General features: G+C 56.6%; 15 protein-coding genes. 8 read left to right on the forward strand and 7 right to left on the reverse strand.

Annotation, left to right across the window (positions count from 1 at the left end):
- Nucleotides 1–38 precede the first annotated feature (38 nt).
- Nucleotides 39–437 carry a hypothetical protein gene (locus ACWJ62_RS17080; RefSeq protein ID WP_449287269.1) on the reverse strand — a complete coding sequence of 133 codons (399 nt, stop codon included), beginning with the start codon at nucleotides 435–437 and terminating at the stop codon, nucleotides 39–41.
- 172 nt (nucleotides 438–609) lie between these two features.
- Complete coding sequence (locus ACWJ62_RS17085) at nucleotides 610–2,130, reverse strand: GNAT family N-acetyltransferase (protein WP_449287270.1); 1,521 nt, start codon at nucleotides 2,128–2,130, stop codon at nucleotides 610–612.
- A 148-nt stretch (nucleotides 2,131–2,278) separates the two neighbouring features.
- Here ACWJ62_RS17085 and ACWJ62_RS17090 point away from each other — a divergent pair, with 148 nt between their 5' ends.
- A complete protein-coding gene (locus tag ACWJ62_RS17090; protein WP_449287271.1) occupies nucleotides 2,279–4,165 on the forward strand; it encodes a methyl-accepting chemotaxis protein in 1,887 nt (628 codons plus the stop codon).
- A 14-nt stretch (nucleotides 4,166–4,179) separates the two neighbouring features.
- Here ACWJ62_RS17090 and ACWJ62_RS17095 read toward each other — a convergent pair whose 3' ends face one another.
- Nucleotides 4,180–5,133: a hypothetical protein gene (locus tag ACWJ62_RS17095; protein ID WP_449287272.1), complete on the reverse strand. Its 954-nt coding sequence runs from the start codon at nucleotides 5,131–5,133 to the stop codon at nucleotides 4,180–4,182.
- 186 nt (nucleotides 5,134–5,319) lie between these two features.
- On the opposite strand from ACWJ62_RS17095, the gene ACWJ62_RS17100 reads away from it, so the two are divergent.
- Entirely contained in the window at nucleotides 5,320–5,874 is a 555-nt protein-coding gene (locus ACWJ62_RS17100) for a YiiD C-terminal domain-containing protein (RefSeq protein ID WP_449287273.1), read from the forward strand.
- A 5-nt stretch (nucleotides 5,875–5,879) separates the two neighbouring features.
- On the opposite strand, the gene recQ is transcribed toward ACWJ62_RS17100, so the two are convergent.
- Nucleotides 5,880–7,748, reverse strand: coding sequence for a DNA helicase RecQ (gene recQ / locus ACWJ62_RS17105; RefSeq protein ID WP_449287274.1), 1,869 nt, complete (start codon nucleotides 7,746–7,748; stop codon nucleotides 5,880–5,882).
- Between the two features lie 217 nt (nucleotides 7,749–7,965).
- Between recQ and ACWJ62_RS17110 the strand changes: the two genes are divergently transcribed.
- Complete coding sequence (locus ACWJ62_RS17110; protein ID WP_449287275.1) at nucleotides 7,966–9,162, forward strand: lysophospholipid acyltransferase family protein; 1,197 nt, start codon at nucleotides 7,966–7,968, stop codon at nucleotides 9,160–9,162.
- 33 nt (nucleotides 9,163–9,195) lie between these two features.
- On the forward strand, nucleotides 9,196–9,855 hold the full coding sequence (locus ACWJ62_RS17115) for an alpha/beta hydrolase (RefSeq protein WP_449287276.1): 660 nt from the start codon (nucleotides 9,196–9,198) through the stop codon (nucleotides 9,853–9,855).
- 19 nt (nucleotides 9,856–9,874) lie between these two features.
- Here the strand turns inward: ACWJ62_RS17115 and glgP are convergent, their stop codons facing one another.
- From glgP to glgB, 3 genes are read right to left on the reverse strand one after another with little or no spacing between them, the layout of a single operon-like run.
- Nucleotides 9,875–12,427 (reverse strand): alpha-glucan family phosphorylase, encoded by a 2,553-nt coding sequence (gene glgP / locus ACWJ62_RS17120; protein ID WP_449287277.1) that lies wholly within the window; start codon nucleotides 12,425–12,427, stop codon nucleotides 9,875–9,877.
- Between the two features lie 32 nt (nucleotides 12,428–12,459).
- Nucleotides 12,460–13,923 (reverse strand): glycogen synthase GlgA, encoded by a 1,464-nt coding sequence (gene glgA / locus ACWJ62_RS17125; RefSeq protein ID WP_449287278.1) that lies wholly within the window; start codon nucleotides 13,921–13,923, stop codon nucleotides 12,460–12,462.
- The gene (gene glgB / locus ACWJ62_RS17130; RefSeq protein WP_449287279.1) at nucleotides 13,920–15,806 is read right to left on the reverse strand and encodes a 1,4-alpha-glucan branching protein GlgB; all 1,887 of its coding nucleotides are present in this window, start codon (nucleotides 15,804–15,806) and stop codon (nucleotides 13,920–13,922) included. The genes glgA and glgB overlap by 4 nt, the downstream gene beginning before the upstream one ends.
- Before the next feature lie 203 nt (nucleotides 15,807–16,009).
- Between glgB and glgC the strand changes: the two genes are divergently transcribed.
- From glgC to ACWJ62_RS17150, 4 genes are all read left to right on the forward strand, one after another.
- Nucleotides 16,010–17,275, forward strand: coding sequence for a glucose-1-phosphate adenylyltransferase (glgC, locus tag ACWJ62_RS17135; protein WP_449287280.1), 1,266 nt, complete (start codon nucleotides 16,010–16,012; stop codon nucleotides 17,273–17,275).
- Nucleotides 17,265–18,992 carry a glycoside hydrolase gene (locus ACWJ62_RS17140; RefSeq protein WP_449287281.1) on the forward strand — a complete coding sequence of 576 codons (1,728 nt, stop codon included), beginning with the start codon at nucleotides 17,265–17,267 and terminating at the stop codon, nucleotides 18,990–18,992. The genes glgC and ACWJ62_RS17140 overlap by 11 nt, the downstream gene beginning before the upstream one ends.
- Complete coding sequence (malQ, locus tag ACWJ62_RS17145; protein ID WP_449287282.1) at nucleotides 18,989–20,482, forward strand: 4-alpha-glucanotransferase; 1,494 nt, start codon at nucleotides 18,989–18,991, stop codon at nucleotides 20,480–20,482. Before ACWJ62_RS17140 ends, malQ begins: the two co-directional genes overlap by 4 nt.
- 100 nt (nucleotides 20,483–20,582) lie before the next feature.
- The gene (locus ACWJ62_RS17150; protein ID WP_449287283.1) at nucleotides 20,583–20,945 is read left to right on the forward strand and encodes a PilZ domain-containing protein; all 363 of its coding nucleotides are present in this window, start codon (nucleotides 20,583–20,585) and stop codon (nucleotides 20,943–20,945) included.
- Nucleotides 20,946–20,948 lie beyond the last annotated feature (3 nt).

The following is a 20,948-nucleotide window of genomic DNA, read 5'->3' on the forward strand; positions in this document are numbered from 1 at the left end:
AATGTCTCCTTACGGGCAGGTTTCAACGAAAATCAGGATCAGGCCATTTGCCGGAAACCGGACATGGGGCCTGGGGAACGACGTGATTTGAGCGACTGTTTCTTGGATAGCACTTCCCGGATTCTGCGGAGCTTTTCCGCCAGCGACGAGCTGCCGTTGGAGTCGAGCTCTACAAAATCGATTGAATAGAAGAAATTGCTGCAGTGTTTTCTGCGTTCGGTCACCAGGCCGGCGAGGCCTTCTGCGCGGATCTTGTCGAACGGCATGTCCATCACCAGGTCCAGCACCACGGTGTCACCCGGGTTGAACACTTTGTCGGTTTTCATAACACAGCCGTAGCCGTCCAGTTCATACAGGGCGGCCTCGACAAGTTCCTTTCTGAAAAGGCCTTGTCTGATTCGGAATCGGGCGACAAGGTCCGGCAGTGCTTCGTTCATGAATCGGGTTCTCTGGTGATTTCCGTATCCACAGCAGCCTGTCTCATTGGGAGACAGGCTGGATATTGGTTAAACAATAGACACTGAATTTTAGTTTTGCAACGCCATCAGTGCTATACGATCGACCGCTAAGGCAGTTATTTAACAATTTCATCTGGCTGATCGGGCCAGATTACTTGGTCTTCAATTCATACATATCAACGCGGCGATCTTTCAGGTTGGTGACAGACCCCTCGTTACGCACCAGTTTCAGCTTTTCCAGGTCCATATCGGAGAACATAATCATCTCCGTATTCGGCGTGGTTTCCGCCATCACCGCATCGTGCGGGAAGGCAAAATCCGATGGTGAGAATACGGCGGACTGAGCGTACTGGACGTCCAGGTTTTCGACTTTCGGCAGGTTGCCAACGCTACCAGTGACTACCACGTAGCATTCGTTTTCGATTGCACGGGCCTGTGCGCACTGGCGAACCCTGAGATAGCCGTTTTTGGTGTCGGTCCAGAACGGCACCATGATGATATCAACCTCCTGGCTGGCAGCCATACGGCCCAGTTCAGGGAATTCGATGTCGTAGCAGATCATGATGGCGACCCGGCCGGCATCGGTCTCAAAGACCTCAAACTGGTTGCCGCCCTCGATAACCCAGTCGCGGCGTTCGTGGGGCGTGATGTGAATTTTGCGTTGCTCATCAACACGACCGTCTCGGTGGCAGAGATAGGACACGTTATACACCCGATCGTTTTCGATCAGTGGCATGGAGCCGGTGATAATGTTGATGTTGTAGCTCACCGCCATTTCGGACATCTCTTCGCGAAACTGCTGGGTGAAACCGGCGAGGAAACGGATGGCCCGGGTCTGGTCCATCTGATCGGTCAGTCCCATCAGCGGCGCGTTGAAGAACTCCGGGAAGATAGCGAAGTCACTCTTGTAGTCAGACAGAGCATCCACGAAGTACTCAACCTGCTCGAGCACCTCTTCAACAGAGGTGAATTCACGCATCTGCCACTGCACAGCGCCCAGCCGTATCTGGGTTTTCTTGACGCTCAGAACCGGGGAAGGCGGGGTGTAGAGAATGTTCCGCCACTCCAGCAACGTAGCGTAGCCCTGGGATTTCTCGTCCTCGGGCAGGTATTTGTGCATCAACCGCGTAACCTGGAAATCGTTCGAGAGCTGGAAGCTCAGAATCGGATCGTAGATTTCCTTGCGATCGACCCGCTGAATGTACTCTTCAGGGGAATACTGCTCGGCGTATTTGAAGTAGCTCGGTATGCGCCCGCCCGCCAGAATCGCTCGCAGGTTCATGGAACGGCAGAGTTCTTTTCGCGCTTCGTAGAGTCGACGACCCAGGCGGTAGCCCCGGTAGTCGGGGTGGATAAAGACATCCAGCCCATAGAGGGAGTCGCCATTGGCGTTGTGCCAGATCTTCTCGTTCCGGAGGATCAGATCGTCGTAGGTATGCGGGTTGCTGAAACGCTCGTACTTCACGCAGACCGTCAGCGCAACCGCAATAAGCTGGCCGCTTTCCTCAATACAGATCTGGCCATCGGGGAACTGTTCCACCAATGCCTTGATGGTGTCCTTGGGCCAGGAGCCTCCGATGTCGTCGTATACGCGATCCATAAGCTTCTGAAGCTGGTCGTAATCATCAAGCTTCAGATTCCGGAGGTTGAGGTGCAGTTCTTCATGGGCCATTCAGTTCGGCTCCCGTTCGTTATGGAATGAGTACAATCTCAACGTTTGCGTCAATTCATTAAAAGTTTAACAGAACCCGCTAAAGACTTCGCACCGTGGGCCGAAACACACATTAACGAATATCAATTTTATTGCTGAGGATTCGACCGTGCAGCTGACATTCGGGCAAAAGCTCCTGACTGCTTTCGGTATTCTGTTGCTGTTGGTCATGGGGGCTTTTACGCTCTCTGGCGATTTACGGCTGCAAAACACCACAGAAACCTACGTAAACGCGCTGATCGACGACACTGTTCAGCAGAGCACGTCGAGCATCGCCGAGTGGCTCAATACTCGGCTGGTGATGACGGAAGCCACCGCCAAAGCCCTGGAGAATGCCGAGAATGACGAAGAGGCGCGGGTTATTCTTCAGGCTATTACCACCGGCGGCGGGTTCCGGGATGTCTATGTGGGTCGCACCGACGGCTACATGCTGATGAAGTCGGCGGAGGCGAATGCCACGCTGCCGGCGGATTACGATCCCCGCCAGCGCCCCTGGTACAAGAAGGCCATGAGCCTCGGCAGTGCCTCGTTCACCGAGCCGTACCAGGATGCCAGTACCAACGACATGATCATCTCCACACTTGCGCCCGTAAAACGCGGTGAATACGAGGGCGTGGCCGGTGCTGATATCGGCCTGGGCGCTATTGCAAAAACCCTGAGCACAGTCACCCTGGCGGACACCGGTTACGCCGCTCTGATCAATGAGCGCGGCACCGTACTGTTCCACCCGAGGCAAAACCTTGTCGGAAAGAACATCAGCGAGCTCATTGGCGGCAAGCCGGATCTTGGCGGGGACGCCCACGAATACAGTAATGATGAGGGCAACTGGGAGGCCAGTTTCCATTCAATCAGTGAAGCGCGCGGCGTCCAGTGGTATCTGGGCACCTTTGTAAACGCGGACAAGATCAACGCACCGGTCCAGAGCGCCCGAATGACTGGATTGATCATGGCAGTGATTGGCCTATTCGTTTCTCTCGTAATCCTGCACCTGGGCATCAAGGTCCTGATGGCACCGGTTCGCCGTTTGAACAAGGCCATGGCGGACATTGGCAGTGGTGATGCAGATCTGACCCAGCGTCTGGACGACAGTGCAAGAGATGAGTTCGGTGAGTTGGCCCGGAGCTTCAACCAGTTTGTCGAGAATATCCAGACGGTCGTCCGGGATGTCCAGAAGGGTAGCGCCGAACTCGGGGAAAATGTCAGCTCGCTTAGAGATACCGCCAGCACCAGTCGTTCGAGCGTGGAAAGCCAGCAGGCCGAGATCGATATGGTTGCGACGGCGATCAACGAGATGTCGGCCGCTGCCGGCGAGATCGCCCAGAACGCACAGCAAACCGCAGATGCCGCCAACACAGCGGATGCGGACAGCAGGGCTTCGCTGGAGACAGTCGCTGCCTCCCGGGACGCCGTACAGAAGCTCTCGAAGGAGATCAATGCTGCCGCGGAGGTCATCAACACGCTTGGCAAGGACGTTACGTCCATCACGACGGTTCTTGAAGTTATTCAGGGTATTGCAGAGCAAACCAACCTGCTCGCATTGAATGCCGCCATTGAAGCGGCTCGGGCCGGTGAAGCAGGGCGAGGCTTCGCTGTTGTGGCAGACGAGGTACGCAACCTTGCCCAGCGCACCCAGTCGAGCACCGAGGAAATCAACAACATGATTGAGCGTCTGCAGAAGGGTGCTAATGATGCGGTCGATGTCATGAATGCCTCAACCGCGGTATCCAATGTCAGCATGGAAAAAGCGCAGGACGCCATGGAGGCCCTCAACCGGATTGCCGAGGCAATCACGTCCATCAGCCAGATGACGTCGCAGATTGCCACCGCTTCCGAAGAACAGACGTCGGTTACCGAGGAATTGAATTCGTCGATTACCCGGATTGCGGACCAGGGCCAGGAAGCCGCCGCCGCGGCCACCGAAAACGATGTTTACAGCGGCCAGATTGAACGCATCGGCACCGCGCTGAACCAGAACGTGTCGAGGTTCCGGGTGTAAGCAAAAGGTGACTGTTAGCGACTGAGGACTTCCAGTCGACGGCGCAGGTTTTCGAAGGTTTTGCGGCCAACGTAGCGGGATTCTTCGCTCAGGTACGGGTTTTCGAGGGTAATGACCGTGCGTTTGTCGAGATTGAGCTCTTTTACCGCGCGGGCGTAGTAGTGCCTGAGAAAATCATTGAAGCTGCCATCGTGGATGGCCCGTTCGATTCCCAGCTGCAGGCGATGGGCGGTTTCCTGATCTTCGGGCCCGACAAAGAGATAGGACGGCATCGGGTAGGCGATCAACAGATCAGGCTCAATTACCAGATTGGGATCCTGCTCCAGTTCCAGATCGTAAAGCACTTCACTTACGCCCCTGGCAAAACACTCGAAGCGTTCATTACGCAGCATCCCGAACAGTATTTCGTAGCGGGAGTGAGTCACCACCGGAATGTCGTTGGCTTCAAGCACGGGTGTGTCTGGCCAGTGGGCGCCCTGGCCAATCCGGATCTGACTGTCTCTCAAGTCATCCAGAGTCTTGATTCCCTCAAACCTGGGCAGGGATTCCGGCATGACCACGCAGACCCGAAAGCCGAGCAAGCCGCCATCAACCGGAAAAGGTATGGCGGTCAGGGAGTTCTCCCGTTCTGCGGAGGTAGCGACATTGGCAATGTCAACTAATCGTGATTGGCCGTCTGTCAGCTCCCTCAATACGCGGCCCTGGCTCAACTCTTCACTTCTGATGATCTGAAATTCTCCATACTCCGGCGTCTTCTTCAGGGCAAGCTCCACCAGAGCCCGGATGGCAGGGCTGTCGTAGTTCCGGTACCAGAGTACGTAACCGCGCTCGGCTGTCTGCGACGCAGTGGTCGATGACGTTGTGGCTGAGAGTGACCCCGCTGCCAGGCAGAAACCCAGTAGCGTCAGGCAAAGAACCAGTTTTCGGAAGCGGTGGAAGGCCAGAGAAGCGGGCAGAGAATATTCCAAATCAGAAATCCTTTCTTAATACTGGAAAAGCCGGCCAACAAGCAGTCGTGATTCAGGCGGACATCCTCACTTTAGAACAGAAACTCAAAAATAAATCGGACAACATCCAAAAAAATTGTAAAACCTTCTTGCGACCATCGGAGTCCATTGTAATCATCAGTTCCCAATCAATTTCGGAGCTTGGTAATGGCAATTATCGACAATCTCATCGGGGCCACCGGCCAATGGGTGGCAAGCGCGGACCCGAAGGCCACATTGGCCAGCCCTCTGGCCTGGCTGAAGAAGACGGGCGGGTACGCTGCGGTGAACAAGATCATTGGTCTGTCGATTCCGTTTGCACCGCGGAACAACTTCAGCGTTGAGGAGGTCAGGCCAGGATACGTACGAGCGAAAATCCGGTTGAAAGGTAACAAAAACCACTTCGGCAGCCTTTATGCGGGCGCGTACTTCCTGGTGGCCGAAATTCCCGGTGGCGTGCTGACCCTATTTGATCTGGGGCCTTCGTACACGCCGATTCTCAAGGAAATGACGTTGCAGTTTCTTCAACCAGCCAACAGCGATGTCACTGTAGAATTCACCCTGGATCCCGAAACCGTGGCAGCCATTCTTGCCGACGCTGACGCGACCGGGCGGGCGAAATTTTCCCTGGAAGGCAAACTGGTGGACGAAGAGGGCAACCATGTAGCGACCTCCATCGCCCATTACCGCGTGCGGAAAAAGGGGTTTAAAGCAGAGGCCTGAAAAGCTCAGGCCTGTTCGAGGCCAGCGATGGTTTGCAGGAAGATCTCTCCGTATTTCTCAAGCTTGGCGGCACCCACACCGCTGACTTCCGCCAACTCATCCAGAGTGCGCGGCTTGCGTTCCAGCATTCCAAACAGGGTAGTGTCGTGGAAAATGACGTAGGGCGGCACGCCCTGTTTGTCGGCCAGCTCCTTGCGGCAGGATCGAAGCGCCTCCCAACCGGCCTGGTCGGTGATCTGGTCTGAGACCGGCGAACCCGACCGGCCGCCGTTTGCCCGGCCGGTTGTTTTCTTGATTTCTGGATCCTTGCGTAGCTCAATGGTCTGCCGGCCTTTCAGCAGTGGCCGACACTGTTCGGTCAACTGGAGCGCACCATAGCCCTCCGGATCTGCGCGTAGGTAACCATTGGCCACCAGTTGCCGGAAGACCGATTTCCACTCGTTGGCACTCAGTTCGGTTCCAATGCCGTAGGTTGAGACCTGATGGTGGCCGGACTGGAGAATCCGCTCGTTTTCCGAGCCTCGCAGAACATCAATCAGATAGGTAACGCCGAAACGCTGGCCCGTGCGGAACACGCAGGAAAGGGCTTTCTGGACGGCGACGGTTCCATCCCAGGTGTCCGGTGGATTCAGGCAGGTGTCGCAATTACCGCAGGGTTGCTCGAGCTCGTCCCCGAAATACCTCAGCAACACCTGTCGGCGGCAACTGGTGACCTCACAAAGCCCCAGCATCGCATCCAGCTTCTGGCGTTCCACCCGCTTGAAGTGATCGTTGCCCTGGGAACTTTCCAGCATCTGCCGCAGTTTGATCACATCCTGCAGGCCATAAACCATCCAGGCGGTAGACGGCTTGCCGTCACGCCCGGCCCGACCAGTTTCCTGATAGTAGGCTTCCAGACTCTTCGGCAGGTCCAGGTGGGCTACAAAGCGCACGTCCGGCTTGTCGATGCCCATACCGAAGGCAATGGTCGCAACAATGATCACCCCGTCTTCTCGCAGGAATCGCTCCTGGTGATGGGCACGCTGTTCCGACGACAGGCCAGCATGATAGGGCAGAGCGGTATAGCCTTTCTGGGCCAGGGTTTTCGCAGTGGCGTCCACCTTGTTACGGGACAGGCAGTAAACGATACCGCAATCACCGTCATGTTCCGCTTTAATAAAGTCTAATAACTGTTTGTTTGCATTTATTTTTGGCGCAATTCGGTACTGAATGTTCGGGCGATCAAAGCCACTGACGAAGTGTCTTGCCTCGGTCAGTGAAAGCCGCTCCGCAATCTCCTTCCGGGTGCGCTCATCGGCTGTTGCCGTCAAGGCAATGCGCGGGACGCCGGGAAACTGTTCTGCCAGCATGCTTAGCTGAAGGTAATCGGATCGAAAATCGTGCCCCCACTGGGATACACAATGGGCCTCGTCGATCGCGAACAGCGAGATGGAGGCGTCATGAAGCAACTCGATGGTGCGCGGCTGTATCAGCCGTTCGGGGGCGCAGTACAGAAGATCCAGCTCACCGGTCATGAGCGCGTATTCGGTCGCCCGAGCCTGCTCGAAATCCATGGTTGAATTCAGGAACGCAGCCCGGACCCCTAGCTCTTTCAGTGCCGCAACCTGGTCCTGCATCAGGGCAATCAGGGGTGAAATTACGATCGCAGTGCCCGAGCGAACGAGCGCCGGCACTTGGTAACAGAGCGATTTACCCCCGCCGGTCGGCATGAGCACCAGTGCATCTCGGCCTTCCGATACTTCCCGGATGATGTCACCCTGAAGCGGCCGGAACGATTCGTAACCAAAGACTTCGTGCAGCACCTGTTCCGGATCACGGCCCGAGGTGGTTGGGCGCTCGGTGGAAAGCTGTTCGAAATCCTGATCAAGATACATAGAATAACCGGTTGCTCGGCCTGGAGCCGCTGTATTGATTCGGGTGGAGTGCCGGGTTCGGCGCGGTGGCCAATGATACCAGATTAACCCTGACGATTGGCCAGCAAACCCACGTGCCGGATGGAGGCAAAGTAGTGTAAGAAACGCTACAATACCGCGTTTTTGAACCACCGTTTCACGCCATACTGTGACAGACACTGATAACAACAGGGCTTCCATGCAGGAATTTGATGCCATCCGTCCCTATTCGGACGAAGAAACCGGCGCTGCTATCAACCGCCTGGTCAACGATCAGGAATTTCTGGATATGGTCGGTCGCTTCAAGTCACCGACTCTGGCCCGCTGGGCGCCGGCCATGTTGCGTGTGTTTACCCGTCGCTGGTTAAGCAGCCATTTTGGTCACTACACACGAGTTGATGATCTTCAGGCCGGGCTTTCCGGCTACGTGGGCGAGCTGGTTGAGAGCACAACCACGCGAGTAACAACCAGCGGGCTGGAAAACCTCGACAAGCACGGCGCCTATCTGTTTATTTCGAACCATCGGGACATTGTTTTCGACCCCATGGTGGTGAACTACCAGCTGTTCCAGAATGGTTTCCACACCACCCGGATTGCGATTGGCGACAATCTGCTGGCCAATCGGGTGTTCGCTGAAATGATGCGTCTGAACAAGAGCTTTGTGGTGCGACGCAGCATGACAAGCCCCCGCGAGATGCGTGATGCCTACATCACGCTCTCAGGTTTTATCAACCACAGCATCGATACCAATCACAGCATCTGGATCGCCCAACGTGAGGGCCGGGCGAAGGACGGGCTGGATTTTACCGACCCGGCCATCATCAAGATGTTTTACATGAGCCGCAAGAAAAGCGGGCTCGGTTTTGACGAAGCCATGAATCGACTGCATGTTGTGCCAGTTTCCATAGCCTACGAGTACGATCCCTGCGATGCCGACAAAGCCCAGGAGTTGGAAACCCGGGCCCGGGCCGGCAAGTACATCAAGCGAGAGGGCGAGGATACCGAACAGATCATGAAGGGACTGACGGGTTTCAAGGGCCACGTGCATGTGCACTTTGGTGCGCCCATTCATGATTCACCGGATAACCCGAAAGATCTGGCCGCCCGTATCGACCGGGAAATGCATGCGAACTATCACCTGCATGCTTCCAATTTGGTGGCTTATCAGCAGCGTGGACTTCACCCCCAGGCCCACGATACTCCGGATACCGTTAGCGATTCGGTAGTCACTGCCGAAACCTGGTCACCGGCAGAAATGGAAGCTGCTGAAGCCGAAATGGAGCGGAGACTGGAAGCCTGCGATCCGGCCATCCGGCCTTATCTGCTGGATATGTATGCCAACCCAGTGGTCACCGCGCTTGAGGCCAATGCCGAGAAATCCGGCTATTCCGAATAAGCCGGCACTTAATTTTCAGACATGAGGTACACCGTGCAGGATCTTCAGTACATCGAAATTGAAACCGGAGAAAACCCGACTGCAGCCGTAATCTGGCTTCATGGCCTTGGTGCGAGCGGCCACGACTTCGAGCCCGTGGTGCCGGAACTGGGCCTGCCGGACGATGCGGCGGTGCGGTTCATCTTCCCGCACGCGCCCAACCTTCCTGTCACCATCAACGGTGGCATGTCCATGCCGGCCTGGTACGACATAAAGGCGATGGACATTGACCGGGTGGTGGATACGGAACAGTTGCGGGCTTCCGCCGATGCCGTTGCCAAGCTGGTGGAGCGGGAAAAAGGGAAGGGTGTTCCGGCAGACCGGATCATCATCGCCGGATTTTCCCAGGGCGGGGCCGTTGCCTACGAACTGGGGCTCAGTTATCCGGAGCGTCTGGGCGGTATTCTTGCGCTTTCAACCTACTTCGCCACCGCGGACACGGTTCAACGTTCAGAGGCCAATGCCGATGTGCCAATCAGTGTGTATCACGGAACGTTCGATCCGATGGTGCCCGAATCACTAGGTGTGCGCAGTGTCGAAACCCTCAAAGAGATGGGCTACGACCCTTCGTACCAGACGTTCCCCATGGAACACAGTGTGTGCCTTGAGGAAATACAGGATATCGGCCGATTCATTCGCCGACACCTGCTCTGAGGCACCACCATGTCCTGGGTCAGACCCAGAGCATGGCGCCCATTTCCAGCGGATGCGTCAGGGATTCGTGATACGGGTACATCCTGAGCCTGAGGGTCTGTAATCCGGGATAGGGCGGTTGCACGCGGGTGGCGAACACAGTTCGCCCCTCTGCTTCACTCTCCTTATCCAGCAAGAAGCTGTCGGGGCCCGGGCTGTTGTGGGTTCCGGTACATTCTGGGCTGACCAGGCATTCCACCCGCACATCCTCCGCTGACAGGCCGTTGAGCCTCGCCTCAACTCTGAGTTCTACGCCACCATTATGGGGACAGGCAGCTTCGACGCAGCCAACTACGTTTAATTCCACACCCGGCCAGGCATGTCTGACTTTTGCCTTCCAGTCTGCAAGTCCTCTGGCAACCTCGCCGCTATCGGCTATCAGCAGAGCACCCTGGCGTGACGCCGGCTGGTAATAGTTATTGACGTAATCCATCACCATACGTTGGGCGTTAAACCGTGGTGTAATCGACTTCATCGAAGCCTTGGATCGCTTGACCCAGCCTTTCGAAAAGCCCTGGGAGGCGCGATCGTAGTAAAGAGGCACCACTTCGAATTCGATCAGGTCGATCAGGTCCCGGGCCTCCTCCTCATTGCGGAATTCCGGGTCCAGTCCGGTATCCCTCGGCGGAATGCCCCAGCCGTTCTCGCCGTCATAGCCTTCCCCCCACCAGCCGTCGAGCACGCTGAGGTTGAGAGCGCCATTGAGGGCCGCTTTCTCGCCGGAGGTGCCGCTCGCTTCTTTCGGGTACTCGGGCGTGTTCAGCCACACATCCACGCCACTAAGCAGCCTGCGGGCCATGGCCTGATCATAATCTTCCAGTAGAATCAGGTGCCCCATTAACGAGGGGTGCATGGACAGGTCGTGGATAACCTTGATCAGCTGCTGACCGGGTTTGTCCTTGGGGTGGGCCTTGCCGGCAAAGACCAACACCACCGGGCGGTCCGTATCGGTGAGGATGCGTTCGAGCCGTTCAAGATCCGAGAAAATCAGCGTCGCGCGTTTGTAGGTGGCGAACCGCCTCGCAAACCCGATAACAAGCGTGTCTTTTTCCGAGGAAACAAGCTGACGAGTCATCCGGTCTGTCACGGAATGGCCGGTGCCGTTGCGTTTATGCTGGCGCTTGAGGCGCCGGACAATGTACTCGCCCATTTGTTGTTTCAGGGCTTTATGAACGCTCCAGTAGTGATAGTCCGGGATCTGGTCGATAAATTCCCAGAATTCCGGGTTCCTGAGTTCACTTTTCCATGTAGGCGCCTGGATATCGAACAGGCTGGACCATTCCGGCGCCAGAAACGTCGGTACGTGCACACCGTTGGTAATGTATCCAATGGGGTTTTCTGAGGACGGCACCTGGGGCCAGATATCCCCTTCCATCAGCGAGGCGACACCGCCATGAATCCGGCTCACCCCGTTGTGGAAACGGGAGCCGCGCAGGCCCAGACTGGTCATGTTAAAACTGTCTCCACCGTCCTTCGAGCCCAAGGCAAATACCTGCTCAAAATCCAGTGCAGACTCCTCGATATATCGGCCCAGGGCATGATGAACGAGGGACCGGGGGAAAATGTCATGGCCGGCCGGTACCGGTGTATGCGTTGTGAACAGCGTAGCACCGGCAACAGCTTCAAGCGCGGCTTCGAAACTCAGCCCGGAGACCATGGTGTGCCGACAGCGTTCGAGAATCTGGAACGCGGCATGGCCCTCGTTGATATGCCAGACGGTCGGTTTGAGGTTCAGCGCCTCAACAACCCGGGTTCCTCCAATGCCAAGCAGCATTTCCTGGCTGATCCGCGTGGATTCGTCGCCACCGTAAAGCTGTAGCGTCAGATCCCGGTCTTCCGGGCCGTTCTCTTCGGTATTGCTGTCCAGCAGGTATAAGCGGATATGGCCAACGCGGGCTTCCCACACCCGCGCCACAACATCACGCCCGGGGAAGGGCACGGAGACCTTGAGCACTTGGCCGCCTATCTCCACCGGTGTAATGGGCAGTTCATCGCTGGAATGGGACTGGTAGCGCGCAATTTGCTGGCCGTGGGCGTCGATGCTCTGGATAAAGTAACCCTGCCGATACAACAGACCCACAGCGACAAAAGGCAGGGCCAGGTCGCTGGCAGCCTTGCAGTGATCCCCGGCAAGGATGCCAAGGCCGCCGGAATAGATCGGAAAACTCTCATGGAAGCCGAATTCGGCACAGAAGTACGCCACCAAAGCCTGCTCCGGATCGAGCTTCTCCGTGACTTCCGGGCCTGGGCCAGCCTCCAGATAGGCATCGTAGCTGCTCAGGACCCGACGATACTCGGCCAGAAATGCCCGGTCTTCAGACGCTTCATCGAGTCGATCCTGGGCAACCCGACGCAGGAAAAGCTTCGGGTTGTGCTCGACTTTCTGCCAGAGCGGTAAGTCAATACGGGCAAACAGGCTGCGAACCCCGTGGTCCCAGCTGTAGAACAGGTCATTGGCAAGCTCTTCCAGTCGCTCCAGGGGTTCGGGAATCAGGGGATGAGCTTCAAGTCGGAACTCTGTTGCTTTATGCATGTTGGTTGCCTCCAGGCGGGCAAACGCTCGCACTAATCCAGCTGTTGTTGGTCACGTTTTTTGAGAATGCGCTGATACAGATCGCCATAGGTGCGAGCCCGCTGCTTCCAGGAATAGTCGATGGCCATGCCGTTTTCCTGCAACCGCCGCCATTGTTTACGCTTTCCAAAAACCTGCAGCGCGCGGTATACGGCGGCCAGTAACGAATCGGCATTGGCTCCGGTAAAAACGAATCCGTTGGCCTTGTCGATTCCGACCTGCAGTGGGTCCTGGACTGTATCCGCCAGTCCGCCAACACCGTGCACCACCGGAATGGTGCCGTACCTGAGGCTGTACATCTGGTTGAGTCCACACGGCTCGAATCTCGAGGGCATCAGGAACAGGTCACAGCCGGCAGTTATGCGATGGGAGAGTCCCTCGTTATAGCCCAACGTGAGAGACATCTGCCCCGGCCATTGCCGGGCCAGGAGTTTCAGGGGCTCCTCGTAACCGGCTTCACCGGAGCCAAGAACGACAAACTGGCAACCCTGTTCCAGTAAATGCGGCATCACTGAAACCAGCCAGTCCACACCTTTCTGTTCCACCAGTCGACCGATGAAGCCCAGTAGTGGGCCGCCGTTTACCTCCAGCCCGAGCTCTTGCTGCAGGCTGGCCTGGCACTGCGCCTTGTTCTTGTAGTGATCCCGGCCATAGTGGAAGGACAGTTCAGGGTCCTCCTCGGGATTCCAAACGCGGTTATCGATGCCGTTGAGAATGCCGGTGAGCGCGTCCTGGCGGTGTCGGAGCAAACCATCAAGCCCATTACCGAATTCCGGGGTCTGGATCTCGAGCGCATAGGTGGGGCTGACGGTGGTGATCCGGTCACAAAAAACCAGGCCGCCCTTGATGAACGAAAGCTGCCCGTAGAATTCAAGCTGCTCAAGGTTCCAGAGTGAATCAGGCAGACCCAGGGCACGGAAAGTCTCGTGGGAGAAGAGCCCTTGGTAGGCGAGGTTATGGATGGTAAACACAGTGCCAGGTCTGTCGTGGTAGGCCTCCAGAAATACTGGTATCAGCCCGGTTTGCCAGTCGTTGCAGTGCACCAGATCCGGTCTCCAGGACAGACCAGCCTCTCCCATGGCAATCATGGACCCCACCTTCCCGAATAGCTCAAAGCGATGGGCATTGTCCCACCAGTCTCGGCCTTCCTCGTTCTTGTAGGGGTTGCCGGGGCGATCAAACAGTGGCGGACAGTCCACGAGCCAGAGCGTGACGGCGGTGCCGGGCAGTCTGGTTTGCCAGAGGCTCACGTTGTATTGCCCCAACTGAAACCGCGCCTTCCTTCGGGAGCCTGCCTTTCTTGCCGCTTTCAGAGCACCGGGATAGCCAGGCAGAAGTATCTGCACGTCGTATTCCAGGCGGCACAGCGCTTCCGGCAAACTAGCTGAAACGTCGGCAAGACCGCCGGTTTTCATCAGTGGATAAACTTCACTGGTTGCAAACAACACCCGGATCATAAAGCCGGCCTCAGGATGATCGCGCCCAGGGGTGGCAGGGTCAGCTCCACTGACCAGTCACGGTTCATCCAGGGTTGGGCATCCGCAGGCATGGGGTAGGGATTTCCCAGATTACTGCCACCGTAATACTCTGAATCGGAATTAAAAATTTCCCGCCAGTTGCCGCCTTCAGGCAGGCCGATCCGGTAGTGGTGTCGCGGCATGGGTGTGAAATTGACCACAATCACCGAGGTTTCGCCCTTGGCCGTGCGCAGGAAGCTGATCACCGACTGGGGAGAATCATGGCAGTCGATCCACTCGAAACCATCCGGCGTGAAGCAGGCGCCGTGTAAGGAGACCTCCCGCCGGTAGATGCCGTTCAGGTCCTGAACCAGTTTTTTAATGCCCTGATGTTCGGGGTAGGCCAGCAGCGACCAGTCCAGTTCCCGGGATTCACTCCATTCCCGTCGCTGCCCGAATTCACCGCCCATGAAAAGAAGTTTGGCGCCCGGGTAGCTGAACATGTAGGTAAAAAGCACTCTCAAGGTAGCCCTCTGCTGCCATTCGTCGCCGGTCATTTTGTTGATCAGGCTACCTTTGCCATGAACCACTTCGTCATGGGAAAGCGGCAGCAGAAAATTCTCGGAGAAGGCGTACAGTAGCCCAAAGGTCAGCTTGTCGTGATGATACTGACGATACACCGGGTCTTGAGCCAGATAGTCCAGGGTGTCGTGCATCCAGCCCATGTTCCATTTCAGATTGAACCCGAGTCCGCCAATTTCCGGTGGCCTGGTTACACGTGGCCAGGAAGTCGATTCTTCCGCACAGACCAGTGTTCCCGGGAAGCGGCTCTGGCAGACCTGGTTCAATTCCCGCAGAAACTCAATGGCTTCGAGGTTTTCATGGCCTCCATGTACGTTGGGCTCCCACTCGCCTTCCTTGCGGGAGTAGTTGAGGTACAGCATGGAAGCCACCGCATCCACCCTGAGCCCGTCGATATGAAAGGCGTCCAGCCAGAACAACGCGCTGCCGATCAGGAAGTTCCGCACCTCATGCCGACCATAGTTGTAGATGAGCGTGCCCCAGTCCTGATGACGTCCTTTGCGGGGATCTTCATGCTCGTATAGCGCGCTGCCATCAAAGCTGGCAAGGGCATGTTCATCGGTCGGGAAATGCCCCGGTACCCAGTCCAGAATCACGCCGATGTTGTGCCGGTGGCATTGGTCCACCAGATAGCGGAGATCGTCCGGCGTGCCGAACCGACTGGTCGGCGCGTAGTAGCCTGTGGTCTGGTAACCCCAGGATTCATCCAGGGGGTGTTCAGTGACCGGCAACAGTTCAATGTGGGTGAAGCCCAGTTCGAGCACATAGGGAATGAGTTGGTCCGCCAGTTCTCGATAGGTCAGCCATCGACCTGAACCGTGGTGCCGCCAGGAGGCCGCATGAACCTCATAGATGGAGATGGGCGAATCCTGCCAGTTCCAGCGACCCCGCCGGGCCAGCCAGTCGCCATCGCCCCAGCCAAAGTGGCCGCGCTCGGTTACTACAGCAGCGGTGGAGGGCCTAAGCTCAAAAGCCTGTCCGTAGGGATCGGTTTTCAGGATCTGCCGGCCTTTGTCCGTAGTTATGGCGAATTTATAGAGAGCACCGTTACCGATGCCCGGGATAAAGCATGACCAGACCCCCGCACCCTCATGCAAAGACATGGGATGGGTGCCAGCGTTCCATTCGTTAAAGTCTCCGGCAACACTGACGGCGCTGGCATGGGGCGCCCAGACCGCAAACCGGACACCTTCCACGCCTCGGTTCCTGCAGACATGGGCACCGAGCACGTTGTAAATGTGCCAGTGCCGGCCTTCGGCAAAGAGATGGAGGTCGAATTCGCTGAGCGTTGGGCTGTCCATAGACCGTGCTGTTCCTGACCAGATGAAGCGCTTTGAACGTCCCTTCATTGGACGCGAAAGGCCCTGTTTAAAAAATGACCCAAAACAAGTTTACGTCATAATTCCGTGCTAGTGTTCTAATATAGTTTAAGGCGTCAAAAACGTGGCAAACCCTTGCGGTTGAACGACCGGTCACAGGGAAGGTTTTCTTCAGGGAAGCAGCTATGCAAACGGCCAAGCGTTTCGTCAGTCGTCTCACTCGTCAGACTCTTGCACTGGTACTTGCCGGAGGGCGGGGTTCTCGCCTCCACGATCTCACCAAATGGCGGGCCAAACCGGCGGTGCCCTTTGGCGGCAAGTTCCGGATTATCGATTTTCCACTTTCGAACTGCATCAACTCCGGCATCGGGCAGGTTGGTGTGGTCACCCAGTACAAATCCCATTCCCTGATCCGCCATATCCAGCGGGGCTGGGGCTTTCTCCGGGGAGAACTGGATGAATTCGTAGAGCTTTTACCTGCCCAACAGCGAATCGAGACTTCCTGGTATGAGGGAACGGCGGATGCTGTGCTTCAGAACCTCGACATCATTCGCAGCCACCGGCCCGAGTATGTGCTGATTCTTGCGGGTGATCATGTATACAAGATGGACTACGGCACAATGCTGGCTCATCACGTGGAAAATGATGCCGATATCACCGTTGGCTGTATCGAAGTGCCTCTCGATGAAGCCTCAGCATTCGGGGTGATGTCGGTGGATGACGAGCTGAGGGTTACCGAGTTCGTCGAGAAGCCCGAACGGCCCAGACCGATGCCAGGCCAGCCTGCAAAGGCGCTGGCTTCCATGGGCATCTATGTGTTCAGCACCCAGGTGCTCTTCGACGAACTCATGCGCGACCAGCAGATGGATGGCGAATCGTCTCACGATTTCGGCAAGGACATTATTCCCTCAGTCATCAAGCGGCTCCGGGTGGTCGCCTTCCCGTTTCGTAATCCGGTTGAGAACAAACCGGCCTATTGGCGCGACGTGGGCACTGTTGACGCACTCTGGCAGGCAAACCTGGAGCTGATCGGAATCAGCCCGGAGCTCAATCTCTACGATTCCCACTGGCCGATATGGACCTACCAGGAACAGCTGCCGCCGGCCAAGTTTATTTTCGACGATGACAATCGGCGGGGCATGGCTGTGGACTCCATGGTGGCAGGCGGCTGTATTGTCTCCGGCGCCCTGGTAAAGCATTCCCTTTTATTCTCACAAGTTAAGATTCATTCCTATAGTGAAATCTCGGATTCGGTCATCTACCCGGATGTCGAGATTGGCCGTCACTGCCACATCCGCAATGCCTTGATCGATCGCGGCTGCCGCATCCCCGAAGGTACAAGGATAGGATTCGACGACGCCGATGACCGGAAGCGGTTTCATGTGTCGCCCAAAGGTATTGTGCTGATCACGCCCGAGATGCTCGGGCAGGACTATCCCCATGGTCTCTGACACCAAAACACCGGTTGTACTTTGCTGGCACATGCACCAACCGTCTTATCAGGATATGCGCACCGATCAGTTCCTGTTTCCCTGGGTGTACCTTCATACCATCAAGGATTACAGCGACATGGCGGCGCATCTGGAAGCGAATCCGGAGGCCAGGGCGGTGGTCAATTTTGCCCCGGTTCTGCTTGAGCAGATCGAGACCTACCTGATCCAGATTGAAAAATGGCGCCATGGCGCCGGCGAGATCGGCGATCCTTTGCTCGCCGCGCTGGTTGCAGAGCAGTTGCCGGAAACCGGCACGCCTGCGTTTCTGGGACTGATCGAAAAATCTTTGCGAGCCAATCGGGAACGGATCATCAATCGGTATCCGGCCTACGCGCGATTGGCAGAGCTCGCAGAGGTTTACCGCGAAAAGCCCGAGCTACAGAGATACGTTTCCAGCCGGTTTCTTTCCGACTTGCTGGTTTGGTACCACCTTGGCTGGATGGGAGAAACCATCCGAAGAAGCAGCCACTGCATCCAGAGCCTTCAGGAGAAGGGCCACAATTTTTCGATGGATGACCGGAGGGCTCTTCTCGATGTGATTTTCGATGTGTTATCCGGCATTGGCCCAAGGTACCGGCATCTTGCGCAAAAAGGGCAGGTGGAGTTGTCTGTCAGCCCCTATACCCATGCGATGCTGCCTTTGTTGATCGACCTGGGGTCGGCCCGCGAAGCCATGCCGAATATCACTTTGCCAACACACAGCCATTACCCGGAGGGCGAAGCGCGCGCCGCCTGGCAGCTCCAGCAGGCCAGGGCAGTTTTTCAGCGGTTCTTCGGTGTTGACCCCTCCGGCTGCTGGGCTTCCGAGGGTGGCCTTAGCCAGGCCACACTAAGCCTGCTGGATCAACATCAATTCCGATGGACTGCCAGCGGAGATTCTGTGGTGCACAACAGCCTGGCTCTTGCCCGGCAGGACAACCCGGGTTTGCCCGATGCCGGGATTCACCAGCCCTATACGTTCGGCGAATCGGCTACCGCCGTATTTTTCCGTGACGACGGCCTGTCGGATCTGATCGGCTTTACCTACGCAGACTGGCACGCCAGGGATGCCGTTGGAGACCTGGTTCATCACATGGAAAACATTGCGGGGCAGGCCAAGGGCAAGACGAAACCGGTGATTTCCGTGATCATGGATGGCGAAAATGCCTGGGAGTATTATCCCGAGAACGGTTTTCACTTCCTCGACGAACTTTATCGGGTGCTGGCAAACCACCCCGGGCTCAAATTGACCACCTATGCCGATCTGGTGGCCAACCAGGTAGCCGCTCCGGTTCATTTACCCCATCTTGTTGCCGGCAGCTGGATTTACGGCACTTTCTCCACCTGGATCGGTGACCCGGACAAGAACCGGGCCTGGGATCTGCTCTGTGAAGCCAAAATCCACTTCGATCGGGTGATGGACAACGGCAGCCTCAATTCAGAGCAGAAAGCAGCCGCCATGCAGCAACTGGCGATCTGCGAAGGGTCCGACTGGTTCTGGTGGTTTGGTGACTATAACCCGGCCCAGATCGTCAGCGACTTTGAGCATCTGTATCGCCGCCACCTCGTCAACCTCTATGAAATGATCGGCTACCCGGCGCCGCCATCCGTGTTCCAGAAGCTCAGCCAGGGCAGCGGAGAACCGGCTCGCGGCGGCACCATGCGACCGGGGCATGAGGTGGATACTCCTGCATGACTTCCGCGAACGACAAGGATCTGTTCAGTGCTCGCAGGGCTGGTGTCCTGCTTCACCCGACCTGCCTGCCCGGAAGCCTTGGTGTTCTGGGTGCCGGCGCCCGCCGGTTCGTCGATTTTCTGGCCGACAGTGGTATTACCGTCTGGCAGACACTGCCTATTGGACCAACACACCGGGATCTCTCACCGTACCAATCCCTGAGTGCCCACGCAGGCAACCAGGATTTTATTGACCTCGCTGAACTACTGCAGATTGGCCTGCTGGCCGACGGAGAACTGACCCAGCCCATTGCCGAATCCCGCCAGCAGTTGCTGGCCATTGCCGCCCAACGTTTTTTCGAGGGCCGGGCAACAGGCCAGACCGGGCTTGATCTGGCCGGATTTGACGCTTTCCGGACAAGTAACGACTACTGGCTGGATGATTTCTGTCTGTTCTGCGCAATCCGGGAGGTTCAGGAGTCGCCAGGTTGGCTCCAGTGGCCAGAACACTTGAGAGATCGGGAACCTGCTGCCTTGCAGGCATTTGTCGACCAGAACCAGCCCAGACTGGCTCGCATCAGGTTTGAGCAGTTCCTCTTCAATCACCAGTGGCAGGCACTCAGGGACTATGCACGAAGCCGCAGGGTTTTGCTGTTTGGTGATATCCCCATTTTTGTTGCTCAAGACAGCGCCGATGTCTGGGCCAACCGACAGTTCTTCAAACTCGACGCCCGAGGCGAACCCACGGTGGTTGCCGGTGTCCCGCCGGATTATTTTTCCGAGGAGGGGCAGCACTGGGGCAACCCGCTCTACAACTGGCAGGCCATGGCCGAAGATGGCTACAAGTGGTGGCTGGAACGGCTCGAAAGCCAGCGCCATCTGTTTGATCTGATCCGGATAGACCATTTCCGTGGGCTTCAGGCCTACTGGGAAATTCCGGCCGAGGCCCCTCAACCGCGAAATGGTTACTGGGTTCCCGGCCCCGCTGACCATTTTTTGCAGGCCTGCTTCGACCGGTTCCCGGACTTGCCCCTTGTCGCCGAAAACCTCGGCATTATAAGCGACGATGTAGAAGAACTTCGCCATCGCTTCCGGCTGCCAGGAATGACCGTGATGCAGTTTGGCTTTGACGGAAGCCCGAACAATCCGCATCTGCTTCACAACCACCATCCCCGGGATCTCGTCTACACCGGCACCCACGACAACGATACAACACTGGGGTGGTACCGGAGCCTGGATGATCGTACCCGGCGCTATGTAAATGATTATCTGGGAACCAGTGATGAGGGGATGCCATGGCCGGTGATTGAAGCGGCGTTCCGTTCGGTCTGCTCATTGGCCGTGGTGCCGATGCAGGATTTCCTCTGCCTTGGAACCGAGGCGAGGTTCAACACGCCGGGCACCATTACAAATAACTGGATTTGGCAGCTGGATTGGAATTTTTCTGAGGAAGACCTGTCGAAAATTATCGCTGACGCAGTAAAGCGACATGGGCGTCTACCCCAAGACTGACCATTTTTTGATCAGCATCAAAGAGGCGCCCCCAAACCTTCGATATAAAACACAGGCAGTATCAACAATTGGCGTTCTGGATGAGTCACGAGGGGGAAAAATGGAACACAGACTCAGTAAACGCGTAGATGGAAAGCTCGGCCTGTTGGTATACAAACGCGGGATGCCGGTGGCAACCGGACAGATCCGCGATGCGTCCAAACGTGGGCTGTTTATTGCCACAGACTACACCGACGTACAGTTAAACCAGACCGTAGAACTGGAATTCCGTTTTCCGGACACCCAGGAAAAGCGGTTCCGTCGCCTTAAGGCCCACGTTGTCCGTAAGTCAGACCGGGGACTGGGTGTTGATTTTGAAGGGGTTGAAAACGACAGTTTCACCATCTCCTCACTGATGCACTGGCTGAAAAGCCATCATATGTCCGTCAGCTATTTTCCGGTTCGCCGGCAGCAAGCCTATTGAATT

It is taken from the genome of Marinobacter sp. PE14 (genome assembly GCF_053566155.1).